This window comes from Trueperaceae bacterium, from assembly GCA_036381595.1.
Classification (GTDB): domain Bacteria; phylum Deinococcota; class Deinococci; order Deinococcales; family Trueperaceae; genus DASVCN01.
Genome location: DASVCN010000034.1, coordinates 22,577 through 35,329, shown reverse-complemented (window position 1 = coordinate 35,329; position 12,753 = coordinate 22,577). Strand labels below are relative to the sequence as shown.

Genomic DNA, 12,753 nt, shown 5'->3' with positions numbered 1-12,753 from the left:
CCGAGTGCAGCCACAGCACGAGCGCCCCGAGAGGGCGCGATGGACGCGAATCTTCGGGTAGACAGATCTATTTCGGTGTGGGCTCGGGCGCACTGGTCGCTGGCCCTGGGCCTTCTGCTCCTGCTCCTCTCTGCCTGCTCGATGCTGGCAGAGGTGGTGCCGGGAGGCGACGCCTCGGTGCGGGGAGCGGTTCTGAGCGACGACTACGCCCTCGAGGTCCTGGCCCTGTCGCAAGGACAGCTGCAGCAGAGTTCGCTCGCGTCACCGGCTGCCTCGGCAAGAGTGCTCGGTGCTCCTTCGTCCGAGGTGCCCCGCGCCACTGCGCCCGATGCGCTAGGTGCCACTTCGCCGGAGGTGTTCCGCGCTCCTTCACCGCAGGTGCTCCGCGCCCCGGCACCCGAGAACGCCTACGTGCCTGGCGAAGTGCTGGTGGTGCGACGCTCCGGGAGCGAACGACTCTCGGCTCTCGACCTCGGCTCCCGCCGGCCCGCCCCTGAACTCGTCGAACTCGGTCCGCTCGAAGGGGTTCCCTCTGCCATCAACCGCCTCTCCCGAGATCCCGAGGTGGAACTCGCCTCGCCCAACTACTACATCTACCCGACGGCTCTGCCGAACGATCCCTACCTGCCGCAACAGTGGAGCCTGCCCTCGGCCGGTATTCCCGTCACCTGGGGCGAGCCGGGCGAGAACCAGGTGGTCGTCGCGGTAGTGGACAGCGGATTCGACCTCGACCACGAGGACCTCGAGGGCGTCTTCCTGCCCGGTTACGACTTCTGCGGCAACAGCGACTGCAGTGCCACCGACTCGGATCCGAGCAACGGGAGCGCTGGCAACTGGCACGGCACCCATGTGGCCGGGGTGGTGGCGGCCGTCGGCGACAACGGGTTGGGCGTCAAGGGCGTTGCCGACAGCCGCTCCGTGCGCATCCTGCCGGTCAAGATCTTCAACGACGAGGGCGGAGGCGCCAACACCCAAGTACTGATCGAAGGGTTGCGCTGGGCGGCCGGGCTGCCGGTGGACGGCGTGCCGGTCAACGCGCAGCCGGCCCGGGTGATCAACCTCAGTCTCGCGGGGGACTTCTCGAGCGAGATACTGCAGGCGACGATCGACGAGGTCAGGGCGGCCGGGGCCCTGGTGGTCGCATCGACCGGCAACGCCGGTGTGGATCGGGTGATGTCGCCGGCCGCCGCGGCCGGGGTCGTCGCTGTCGGCTCCATCAACTCCGACTTCGAACGCTCCTGCTTCTCCAATTACGGGGTGGGCAGCAACGGCCCCGGAGGCGTCGACATCCTCGCGCCGGGCGGAGAAGCCGACGGCAGCATCGTTCCATGCGGCATCAGCCCCTACGAGGTCGAGGGGCTGATGAGCTCGATCCCCGGCGACGCCTACGGCAGCGCCGTCGGAACCTCGATGGCCGCCCCGATGGTGAGCGCCGCCGCCGCTCTGATCCTGAGTCACGAGCCTGAGCTGAGCGTTGCCGAGCTCGAACGGCGTTTGCTGGACTCCGCATACTTCGACCCGGACTCCATGAACGAAGCCGAATACGGCGCCGGAGTGTTGCGAGCCGACAGGGCGCTGGGCTACCTGGGACCGGGCGACAGCGTGGTCATCGAACTGACCGAAACTTCATCGGGCGCTGGCCGTCAGTTGCCGCTGACCCTGGGCGTCGCGCCTGGCGGCGCCGAGTTCTCGTTCGACGGCATCGCTCCGGGTCGCTATCAGCTTCGCGCGGTCGACCCTGAGTCCACCTCGCTCGTCAGGAGCCTCGATCTGGCCCTGGCGCCGGGAGAGCAGTTGCGGACCAACCTGATCCTCGAACCGGGTCTCTGAACAGCGAGAGGCAGGCGCCGTTGCAGCGCCTGCCTCTCGGGTGACGGTCGGCCGTCCTAGTTGCCGGCCAGCGCCTGACCGGTTCCCGACATCGCCATGAACGCGTCGGTCTGCACCGGCAGGTGGGGGCTGAAGAGCAGGACACCTTGCCCTATGCCCTTGCCAACGACGACCACGAAGCCGGTAACCGGGACGTCGGCGGTGAGCTTGCCGTCGGTGCCCAGGTAGTAGATCTCGCCGGTGTGGACGCCCCTCACGCCGGTCACTATGCTGCCCGAGAGGAAGATGTCGTCCTCGGTCCTGAATACCAGGCCGATGAGCTGCTCGAAGCTGTCGGCGTGGTTTGCTCGAACCCAGGAGCCGCCCTGCTCCTCGAAGCGGAGGATCCCGCTCGCCGAGAGATTCTGGGCCGTTTCTTCGAACCAGGTGACGCGGTTACCCGGTTCGCCCTGAGGTCCGCGCGGGCCCCGGGTGCCCGCCGGGCCGGCCGGTCCCGCGGGTCCCTGTAGGCCTGCCGCGCCAGCGATTCCCGCGGGTCCGGCCGGCCCTTGGGCTCCGGCCGGCCCCTGCGGTCCGGCTGGTCCTTGCGGTCCCGCTGGTCCGGCTGGTCCTTGCGGTCCCTCCGGCCCTGCTGGTCCGGCCGGTCCCTGGGGTCCCGCTGGCCCTGCTGGTCCCTGGGGTCCCGCTGGTCCGGCTGGTCCTTGCGGTCCCTCTGGACCTGCCGGTCCCTGCGGTCCCTCTGGCCCTTGGGGTCCCTCTGGCCCCTGGGGCCCCGTGGGTCCTGGGGTGCCGCCTCCTCCTCCGCACCCACCGGCGAACGGCGGCGGGACACAGGGATCGGCCCCTCCGCCCTTGCCGCCGCCGGCAGTGGCCGTTCCGAGCGTAAGGATCAGCGCCAGGATCGCTATGAGCAACATCGGGGGCTTTCTCACTGCTTCACCTCTTCCCATCCTCGGGAGGTGTCGGCAGCCGCTTCAGTCGGTCGCGTGGGGACGGATCGGCGAAGGACGGTGGACGCGACACTGCTCCAGGGAGCACTTCTCGCCAGATTAGGGATGAGGGCATCAAGCGGCCGTGAACAGGGGAGATGACGAGGGTGACGGATATGGTGGAGCCCTTCCCTCCCGCTTGTTAAATTTCTGACAAGCCTATAAAGTGTGTTGAGGGGCACATTCATGCTGGGCTTAACGGCCGATTAAGGCCCGGCCCTCACTCCAGCTTCGAGGTCGACGTGCCCCGCCCCCAGTTGAGCCTCAATCCGACTCCCCTCATGGCCGACCAGGACGGATTCCTGCTGCTGCCTATGTTCGGCCCCGCTCGACTCGAGCGGCGCGGCCAGACGATAAAGCTGAGGCGGAAGTCGTTGGCGATCCTCTACTACCTCGCCGTAGAAGGCCCCACCCGCCGTCAGCTGTTGGCCGACCTGCTCTGGGAGCAAGTCGACTCGGCGCAGAACCTCCGCGTGGAACTGCACGACCTGCGGAAGAAACTGGTGGATTTCGGCGTGAACTCGTTCGAGAGCAGCATCGACCCGCTCACGCTGCCCCCAGGCTTGCGGCTCGAGATGAACAGCGGCGATGGGGAATCGTTCGAAGGTCTCGAAGGGCTCTCGCCTGCGTTCCAAGCCTGGCTCGAGGATCAGCGGGCGTTGCAGGACAGGCGGCCCGCGGCGCTGCGGCCGCACCGTGAACTGCTCGCTTCTCTCGTGAGCCGGATCCGGCCCCCATACCTGCTGATACTCGCGGCGGAGCCCGACTCGGGCCAGGATGCCTTCGTTACCGCGCTCGCCGCACGGCTGGGCCTGGGCTTAACCAGCGAGCTCCACGGCAGCCAACCCGCCCTGCGCCACCTCTCGGCCGACGGCAGGTACGACGACAGCGTCGTGAGACGGATCGCCGAAGACAGGTCGAACGTCTGGGTGGTCGAGCGGCCCAGTTTCGGAGAGGACAGCCTCTTCCTCCTCGACCTCCGGCGCAGCTACCCCGCTTCCCGGACGACCTTCCTGGAGCTCCCCGGATTGAGCTGGCGGCAGGTCGAAGTTCAGCTGCAGGCGTCGCTCACGTTCCCGGAAGCAGCGGAGATCTACACCAGGACGGGGGGTCACGCCGGGTTCCTCCGCGAACTCCTCGAGCTCCGCGGCTCCAACGCCCTGGCCGATCCGGCGCAACTTCCCCAGAGGATCAGGGCTGCGTATCAGCTGGAGGCCCGCCGCCTCTCACGCGACGCCCGTTTCGCGCTAGAGCGAGCCTCCGTCCACCCGGGGTCGATGCCTGCGGGGCTGCTTGGCGCCCTCGACGTGGAGCCGTACCTGATCGAACTCGAGCGGCGCAACTGGTTGGTGCTGGGAGATGGCTGGCGATTCAAGGGGAGGGTGGCGCGGCAGGCGATCTACCTGTCGCTGCCCAAGGGCCGGTCTCAGCTCTATCACGGGGCCGCCGCCGACTACTTCGAGGCTGCCGGGAACGAGGTAGCCGCCCAGTACCACATGTCGCGGGTCAACGGTAGCGTCGACTGGAGCAAGGTCCGCCGAGGGCTCTCCGGCTGGCGCAGAGTGCTCGTTGATCGACGCCTGGGCGCGGAGAGCGGGGACCAGCCGACGCCCAGTCTGACCGCCCTCGGAGGCGAGACGCCGCTCCTGGAGAGCGGGCTCTTCGGGGAGCAGGTAGGAGCGCAGAACGGTGAGGCGATCATCGTCCGCCAACCGATGGAGGCCGCGCCCAGCGGGGCGGAGTGGCAACTCCTCGCTCCTTCGGGCGTGCTGCAACTGCGTGCTCGGGCCTACGTGCGCAATGAGCTGGACGTGGGGCTAGGCGGCGATTCTCCGCCCCTCGCGGTGGAGTTCCTGGGGCCGCGCGGACGGACGGTGATATTCGCGGCGGTCGACTCGCCCCGACGGGTGGATGAGAACACCCTGCTCCTGCCGCTCGCGGAGGAGTTCGAGAGCTACCTGGCGTTCGAGGATGCCCGCTTCGTGCGGGTCAGCAGCAGCGCCGATGCCGCCGTCATCGAGCTGACCCTAACGGCCTACGAAGCTTCCGGCGCCAAGGTGGGCAGCAGCGTCCTGGCGTTCTGAAGCGCGCGGGCCCGCTCCCGTTCCTTGGGCGGCTCCTGGGGGCGTCCTACCGCTCGAACACCTTGCGGCCGCCGATGAAGGTGTGGACGGGCCAACCTGTGAGCAGTTGACCATCCCAGGGCGTGAATTTCGCCTTGGTCCGGAACGTCCCCGGCTCCACCGGTAGCTCGCTGCGCAGGTCGATGACGGTGAGGTCCGCCGGCTTGCCCGGCTCGAGCGTCGGAGGCTCCCAACCCATCACTCGTGCCGGGCCGCCCTGCAGGCGCTCGAGCAGCGTTGGGAGGCTTAGCACACCTTCACCAACGAGCCGGGTGTAGAGGAGGGGGAAGGCGACCTCGAGATTGGCGATGCCGAACGGCGCCTCGAGCATGTCCCGCTCCTTCTCGGCCCTCGTGTGGGGCGCGTGGTCGGTGCCGACCGTGTCGACCAGGCCCCCAGCCAGCCCCTCGCGGAGCGCCGCCACGTCGTCGCCTGTGCGCAGGGGCGGCGCCACCTTGTAGACGGGGTCGAAGCTGGTCAGGCAGTCGTCGGTGAGGGTGAGGTGGTGAGGCGTAACCTCTGCCGTCACTGGCGCGCCCGCGGCCTTGAAGCTCTCGATCACCTGCAACGCCCGCCTGCTCGACACGTGGGCGATATGCACGCGGCAGCCGGTGAGCAACGCGAGTTCGCAGTCTCGATAGACCATCACCGCCTCGGCTGCGACGGGGTTTCCAGGGAGGCCGAGCCGCTGGCTCACCGGCCCTTCGTTCATCACCCCGTCTCCGCGGAGCGAAGGCTCCTCCGAGTGGGTCTGGATGACGAGCCCGAGCTCGGCAGCGTACTCGCAGGCCCGCCGCATCAGGTGCCCGTCGTTCACGGGGATGCCGTCGTCGGTGATCATCACGGCGCCTGCCTGCCGGAGGGCGGCGAAATCGGTGAGGCGCTGGCCGGCAAGGCCGTGAGAGAGCGCTGCTGCCGGTCGCAGACGGGCGAGACCGAGCCCCTGCGCCTTCTCCACTAGTTGTGAAACCAACCCGGGTTCGTCGATGACAGGCGATGTGTTGGCCATCGACACCACGGTGCCGAAGCCGCCCGCTACCGCCGCTCCCAGGCCACTCTCCAGATCCTCCTTCACCTCCTGTCCCGGCTCGCGCAGGTGGGCGTGGAGGTCGATGAAGGCCGGCGTCACCAGGTGGCCGGCGACGTCGTACTCCTCGTCTACCTCACCACCCAGGTCTACACCCTCGATCCTGCCGTCCTTCAGGTAGAGATCGCCTTTGCCGTGCTCTCCTAGGCCATCTACCAGTCGTGCGTTGCGGATCGCCGTTCTCATCAGCGTTTCCCCACGAGGAGCGAATAGAGTACCGCCATGCGAACGGGCACGCCGTTGGCGACCTGCTTCTCGACGAGCGCTCTGGGGCTGTCGGCCAGCCGTCCCTCGATCTCGAGGTCGCGGTTCATCGGGCCCGGGTGCATGACGACGGCGTCGGGATGCGCTCCGGCCACGATCCGTTCGGTTATCTGATAGCGAGCCGCATACTCGGCCGCCGAAGGGAGGAGGCCAGGACGCATACGCTCGAGTTGGAGCCGCAAGGCCATGATGGCGTGGGCACCTTCGATCGCCTCGTCCAGCCGGGCGTTCAGCTTCACCCCCGGCAGTTCGGCGAGCTCCGGCGGGAGCAACGTGGCCGGTCCGCAGAGGACCACTTCGCCGCCCAGCATGGTCCATAGTTCGGCGTTGGAGCGCGCGACCCTGGAGTGCGCGATATCGCCCACGATCGTCAGTTTCTTGCCGGCGAAGCCGTCGAAGCCGGGGAAGGAGTTCCGGAAGGTGTAGGCATCGAGCAGCGCCTGGGTGGGGTGGGCCCGCCTGCCGTCGCCGGCGTTGACCACGACGGCGTCGGTCCAGCGGCTCAGCTGGTGAGGCACCCCGGAGGCGTGATGGCGGACGACGTAGAGATCGGCCTGCATCGCATCGAGGGTGCGAAGCGTGTCTTTGAGGCTCTCGCCCTTGCTCATGCTCGAGCCGCCGCTGGCGAAGTTCATGACGTCGGCGCTCTGTGCTCTGGCGGCGCGCTCGAACGAGAGCCTGGTGCGGGTCGAGTTCTCGAAGAACAGGAGGCCAACGGAGAAGCCTTGCAGGGCCGGCACCTTCTTGATAGTGCGGGTGAGCACCTGGGCCATCACGTCGGCCGTTTCGAAGAGTCGGATTACCTCCTCGGACGACCAGTCTGCGAAGTCGAGCAGATTCTTCCTCGGGCCCTTGCTCACCGGCTCCCGCTGCGGGATCGCCACGGCCGTGGAGCCGGGGATCACCGCTTCACCTCGAGCAGGTCGACGCGGTCCTCACCGTCTGTCTCGGTCAGTTTGACCTTGACCACTTCCGCGCGGCTGGTGGGCACGTTCTTGCCTACGTAATCGGCCCGGATCGGGAGTTCTCGGTGCCCGCGGTCGACGAGGACGGCGTACTGGATCACCTGCGGGCGCCCCATGTCGATGAGGGCGTCGAGCGCTGCTCTGGCGGTGCGGCCGGTGAAGAGCACGTCGTCGCAGAGGACGATGCGCATGCCGTGCACGTCGAAGTCGACCTCGGTTCGCTTGACGATCGGTTGCAGCGCGATCTCGGTCAGGTCGTCGCGGTAGAGCGTGATGTCGAGCTTACCCACCTGCGGCGTGGTGTCCTCGAAACCGGAGATGAGTTCTGCCAGGCGTGAGGCTATGGGCACGCCCCTGGTGTGGACGCCTACGAGCGCGACGCGTTCCGCCCCCTTGTTGCGCTCGACTATCTCGTGAGCGATGCGGGTCAGAGCCCGGCTCACCTCTTCCGAGCTCATCAGTTCTGCCTTGTGAACAGGTTCCATCAGTTCCCGCCGATCCGGTTCGACTTGGCCGGCGACTCGGCAGAAAAATAGCCGCTCTCCCCGCTTCGGGGCGCGGCACGACGACTTCCAGCGATACGTTCCATCTCCGCTCCTTCCCGGCCTCTCCGGACCGGCTTAAAGGTCTGAGGAAGTCTACCGCGGGCGGCCGTCCGCTGCCTAGGCGACTCCGAACGACGGCACAAGCCCGCCGGGCCCGGAGGTTACTGGCGGCCCCCGCCGAGCTTCTTAAGATTCACTTCAGTGGACCATCGCAGACTGTACCCATAGCGGATCGGGGGGCAAGCGGTCCGGTGTCTTAACTTCAGCCATTACGTTGTCGTCTTTGGACGCCACCGCAACCGACCGTCGTAAAAGGGGGTAACGATGGTCCAGTACGAAGGACACGTCACAGAAGAAGGCGAACTTCTCGTCAACCTACAAGGCCGGCAGGTCACCTTGCATGAGTTCCTGCAGGCGACCAGGATCAGGTCCGAACGCCGCCGGATCCGGGTCGACAACGAAAGCCGCCGTCTGACGAACACCAATTTTGCACTAGCGAAGTGACGTCGCCAGCCCCAAAGGCTGGAGCGGACGGTAATCTCGGGGCCAGGGGGTAACCGCGTGAGACTGCTTCGTGCGGCCTTGGCTTCACTACTTCTCGCAACTACCCTGACGGTATTCGCGTTCGATCCCGTCGAAGGCACGGAAGTCATGGTCTTCGACAGCACCGGCAAGCGCCTGATCGGTTACGGCCGGGTCGTGAACGGCGTTCTGCGCCTGGAGTTCAGTGACGGGGACGAGGGTGAGGGGTCCAAGGACTTCCTCATGGTCGTGGCGTCCCCTACAGGCGAGGTCGAGACGCTTCCCGGCCGCGTCGACGAGTCGGGCCAGCTGATGGTCGATCGTGAGGGGAGCGAGTCCGAGAGCCTCGACTCCGTGCTGGAGGACGCCTCGGTCGGTCTCGAGGTGCGTGATATTCCCCAGCCGGTAGTAACCGATGAACCTGGCGGCGAACCGGTCGTGGTCGAGCAGGAGCCCGAGGAGACGCCACCGCCTATCGACGTGGCAGCCGGGCCTGAAGCGGGCGGAGAAGTTGCCGGCGGCGGCGACGCGAACGACGACGGTGAGGCGGCGGCAGGCGCGGAATCCGGCCCGGCCTCCAATGGTGAGGCGGGCAGTGGCGACGCCGACGGTCCTGCCGCAGGGCGTTCGCCCGCCCAGGGCGATCCGGCTCGCTCAGCCGGCGGTCCTCCCGCCGAAACTCCCGCGGATTCGGGTAGGCCGGCAGAACCCGACCGCCCGACTCCCGACGACGTGCCCGAACCGGCTGGCGAGTCGGCGACTCCGCCCGCCGGCGAGCCGGCAGGCGCGAGTGGATCGGAAGCGCCCCGAGAACCGGCAGCGGCCGGGCAAGCCCCAGCGGGGGCCGAGGGAACTCCGGCAGCTGCTGGGGATGAGGCGGCCGGAGAGAACACCGCGGTCGAGCAGTCCGAGACCGTCGAAGCCACGCCGCCGGCTCCTGCCGAGGAGCAGTCAGCCGAAGCTACCCAGCCTGCACCCGCGGAGGAGCAGCCGGTCGAGCCCACGCAAACAGCTCCTGCCCAGGAACAGTCGGCCGAAGCCGCGACAGAAGAGCCGGCTCCGGTAGAGCCGGCGTCGGAGCAATCCGCTGCAACGACGCCTGCTACCGATGAGTCAACGATCGAACAGCCCGCTACCGAGCCGCCACCGGCTGGGGAAGCGACGAACGTCGAGCCCGCGCCCGAAGAACCGGTGACCGATGAACCCGCCGCCGAGCAGCCGGCAGCCGAAGAACCGGTGACCGAGGAGCCGGCCGAAGAACCGGTGACCGAGGAGCCGGTGACCGAGGAGCCGGCGCCTGCAGGTTCCTCGACCGAAGAGACTCCCTCGTCCGAGCCAACCGGCGAGCCCGATTCGCAAGGAGCGTCGTCGACCGTCGATGGCGCCAGCTTGCAGACGCAAGGGCCCGCGGAGGTAACGGAGCCCGTTCCGCCCGCGACTACGGAGGCGGCGGAGCCAACGACGGAGTCAGTTCCGCCTACGACTACCGAGGTCGGGGGCCCGGTGTCGGAGCCCGTCCCGCCGGTGGCTGCCGAGGAGCCGCCGACCGAGCCGGTGACCGAGCCGGTGGCCGAACCGCCCGTCAACCCGTTCGTCGATACGGCGACAGCCCCGACCGCCTCCCCGCCCACTCCCGCCGCCTCCCCGCCCTCGCCCGGCGGCGCGAGCGGCACTCCGGTAGATGCCGACGGTCCCGCCGTCGGTGCCGCTCCCAAGGCGGCCGGTAACGCTGGCCGTCCGTCGAACGATCCGGCACCTGTGAACGACCCGGCGCCGGCCAACACCGCACCGCAAACGACAGTCCCGAACACCCAGGCGCCGACCCTGCCGAACACGACATCGCCCGATGCGCCCTCGACAATGTCGACCGGACCGGCCGCTCCTGAGCAGACCGAACACTCGATGACGGTTCCGGTGACTTCACCGCCCGAAGAAGCAGGCGCCGGGCCAGCTTCGGATCGGCCGTCCGGTCCGGGGAGGAGTGGCGGGCCCGCAGAACGGCGGGGTGCTCCTGCTGATCCACCCGGGAGGTCGAACACTCCGCCGGCACGGTCCAACGGAGCGCAGACGGGGATGTCAGATCCGGGAGTCGGGGCAGCGGGGAGTAGCACGACGACAGCTGGTCCAGCAGCGACCAACCCGGTGAGTACGAGCCCAGCAACGAACACCAACCCGACTACGAGCACGACGACCACGCCGGCCCCGACGCCGCCGCCAACGCCGAGCAGTACGGCCGGCACGACCGAGACCTGCGTCGTAGTCGATGATGCGTCGGTCTCGACCCAGCAGGCAGAAAACGTGGCCTTCACGGCACCAACCCAACCCGTCGAGGAGCTGGTGGACCCGCACCGCGATGATGGGGCGAACGAAGGCTGCTGACCCTGGGCAGGCTATCCTGGAGCCGGTGAAACAGCAGTCAGCGCGGTTGCTCGTGGTCGAAGACGACCTGAGCCTCGTCTCGCTGCTCGAAGAGCAGCTGGGCCAGGTGGGGTACGAGGTGCGTTCCGTGACGACCGGCGGCGAAGCCCTCTTCGTTGCCGAGGAGGAGCCGTTCGACCTGATCGTGCTCGACCTGAACCTGCCCGACATGGACGGCATCGAGGTCGCGGAGTGGCTGCAAGGGCGTAGCGAAGCGAGCATCCTCATCCTGACCGCAAGGGCCGACGTCGACAGCAGGGTGGAGGGGCTCTACGCCGGCGCAAGCGACTACCTGACCAAGCCGTTCAGCATCCACGAACTGGTGGCCCGGATCCACGCCCGGCTACGCGAACGGGAGCGCACGGCGAACGAGCTCCGCTACGGCGACCTGGTGCTCGACCCGGGTTCGAACACCTGCATCGTGGACGGCAAGGCGTTCGTGCTCCCCGATCTGGAGTTCGAGCTGCTGAGGCTGCTCATAAGCAACCGGGGCCGGCTCTACTCGAAGGAGGAGCTGCAGCGCCAGCTCTACGGAGCGGACCAGCCAGGCTCCAACACCATCGAGGTGTTCGTGCACAATCTGCGCAAGAAGTTGGCTTCGGCGGGGATGAGCGAAGTGATCAAGACGGTCCGCAGCAAGGGATACCTGGTCCGATAGGGCCGGCATCCGAGGATCCGGGTCGTGCTTCGCTTCCGCCTCAGCCTCCTGCTTACCACCGCCCTACTCGTCGCGATACTGGCGTTCGGGGTGCTGGCCGTGGTGCTCTTCGGCAGGCTGCAGTACCGGCAGCTGGAGACGCTCCTGATGCGCGACCTGCACCAGATCCAGCGCTTCTTCGAGACCTCACAGGTGGGCGTCGAATTCATCGACGGGTCCGGCGGTCGCCGCCTCCAGTTCGTCTCCAGGGACGGCGAGGTGATCGTCCCCCCCGAAGAGGAGGAAGCGATTCCCTACTTCCAGGAGCCGGAACTGATCGAGTTCGAGGGGGTACCGACCCTGACCGCCTCGGTTCCCTGGATCACCCCGCTGGGCACGGAGGTCGGCACCATCCGTATGGGCTACGACGCAACCGTCATAGGCAGAGGTCGGCTGATCCTCATCCGAAGCCTGGTCGTCAGTGGCGTTGTCATCTGTCTGCTCGGTCTGCAGCTGAGCCTGAGGACCCTCCAGCGCGCCCTGTCCCCGCTCAAGCAACTGGCCGACCAGGCTGACCGGCTCGACCCGGCCAACCCGACGATGGAGAAGTACGAGGGCCCCGACGACGAGGTGGCGCGCGTGGCCAAGGCTCTCGAGCGGGCCCTGGAGGCGATCAGGGCGAGGCAGAAGTCGGAACGCGACGCCCTGGCCGAGGTGGCTCACGAACTGGCGGCTCCCCTCTCCGTGGTTGCCGGGCAGCTGAACGCGCTCGCGGCCGAGAACGCCGACCCCCGCTTCCAGGCCGCCAAAGACGCTGCCGACGAACTCCTCTACACCTCCCAGGACCTGCTCACGCTGGCCCGCGGCGAGCTGGAACTTCCGCTCGAGCTGGGCGCGGTGGACCTCTACGAGGTGGCCTGGCGAGTCGCCCGCCAGTATCCGGGTGTGGCGATAACGGGCCGACCGGGGGCCGACGTGCTGGGCAGCTCGGAAAGACTCACCCAGGTGGTGCGCAACCTGGTTCGCAACGCTGTGCAGGCGAGTGCTGCCGAGCAGGTGACGATCTCGGTGGAGCAGACCGACGACCGCGTGGAGCTGGCGGTACGCGATGAGGGCAAGGGGCTCGACGTGCTCGAGCAGGCGCGGATCTTCGAGCGGTTCGTGAGCGGCTCGCCATCTCAGGGTGCCGGGGTTGGCCTTACCGTCGCCAAGGGGATCATCGAGCGCCACGAGGGGGAGCTGGCGGTGAGCTCCCGGCCCGGCAAGGGCAGCGTCTTCACGATCCGTCTGCCGTCTCTCACGGCTCAGATCGAAGAGGCGTGAGCGCGCCGGGCGATTCTCGTGCCCGTGATACCATCGCCCCATAGCACCCT

At 67.9% G+C, this 12,753-nt stretch carries 10 protein-coding genes; 6 read left to right on the top strand and 4 right to left on the bottom strand.

Annotated elements, in window-relative coordinates; translation table 11 throughout:
- Positions 1-39: 39 nt before the first annotated feature.
- Positions 40-1,830: a S8 family serine peptidase gene (locus tag VF168_12000; protein ID HEX7004897.1), complete on the top strand. Its 1,791-nt coding sequence runs from the start codon at positions 40-42 to the stop codon at positions 1,828-1,830.
- 56 nt (positions 1,831-1,886) lie between these two features.
- Here VF168_12000 and VF168_11995 read toward each other — a convergent pair whose 3' ends face one another.
- Positions 1,887-2,762, bottom strand: a complete 876-nt coding sequence (locus tag VF168_11995) for a hypothetical protein (GenBank protein ID HEX7004896.1) — start codon at positions 2,760-2,762, stop codon at positions 1,887-1,889.
- 299 nt (positions 2,763-3,061) lie between these two features.
- On the opposite strand from VF168_11995, the gene VF168_11990 reads away from it, so the two are divergent.
- Complete coding sequence (locus VF168_11990; GenBank protein ID HEX7004895.1) at positions 3,062-4,903, top strand: hypothetical protein; 1,842 nt, start codon at positions 3,062-3,064, stop codon at positions 4,901-4,903.
- A gap of 46 nt (positions 4,904-4,949) precedes the next feature.
- On the opposite strand, the gene VF168_11985 is transcribed toward VF168_11990, so the two are convergent.
- The 3 genes from VF168_11985 to pyrR are packed head-to-tail and all read right to left on the bottom strand — an operon-like array spanning position 4,950 to position 7,743.
- Positions 4,950-6,215 carry a dihydroorotase gene (locus tag VF168_11985; GenBank protein HEX7004894.1) on the bottom strand — a complete coding sequence of 422 codons (1,266 nt, stop codon included), beginning with the start codon at positions 6,213-6,215 and terminating at the stop codon, positions 4,950-4,952.
- Positions 6,215-7,198 (bottom strand): aspartate carbamoyltransferase catalytic subunit, encoded by a 984-nt coding sequence (locus VF168_11980; protein HEX7004893.1) that lies wholly within the window; start codon positions 7,196-7,198, stop codon positions 6,215-6,217. The genes VF168_11985 and VF168_11980 overlap by 1 nt, the downstream gene beginning before the upstream one ends.
- A complete protein-coding gene (gene pyrR / locus VF168_11975; protein ID HEX7004892.1) occupies positions 7,195-7,743 on the bottom strand; it encodes a bifunctional pyr operon transcriptional regulator/uracil phosphoribosyltransferase PyrR in 549 nt (182 codons plus the stop codon). Before pyrR ends, VF168_11980 begins: the two co-directional genes overlap by 4 nt.
- A gap of 384 nt (positions 7,744-8,127) precedes the next feature.
- Here pyrR and VF168_11970 point away from each other — a divergent pair, with 384 nt between their 5' ends.
- The 4 genes from VF168_11970 to VF168_11955 are packed head-to-tail and all read left to right on the top strand — an operon-like array spanning position 8,128 to position 12,703.
- Positions 8,128-8,307, top strand: coding sequence for a hypothetical protein (locus VF168_11970; GenBank protein ID HEX7004891.1), 180 nt, complete (start codon positions 8,128-8,130; stop codon positions 8,305-8,307).
- Between the two features lie 57 nt (positions 8,308-8,364).
- Positions 8,365-10,704, top strand: a complete 2,340-nt coding sequence (locus tag VF168_11965) for a hypothetical protein (GenBank protein ID HEX7004890.1) — start codon at positions 8,365-8,367, stop codon at positions 10,702-10,704.
- A gap of 25 nt (positions 10,705-10,729) precedes the next feature.
- Positions 10,730-11,401 (top strand): response regulator transcription factor, encoded by a 672-nt coding sequence (locus tag VF168_11960; protein HEX7004889.1) that lies wholly within the window; start codon positions 10,730-10,732, stop codon positions 11,399-11,401.
- A 24-nt stretch (positions 11,402-11,425) separates the two neighbouring features.
- The gene (locus VF168_11955; GenBank protein HEX7004888.1) at positions 11,426-12,703 is read left to right on the top strand and encodes a HAMP domain-containing sensor histidine kinase; all 1,278 of its coding nucleotides are present in this window, start codon (positions 11,426-11,428) and stop codon (positions 12,701-12,703) included.
- Positions 12,704-12,753: the final 50 nt, after the last annotated feature.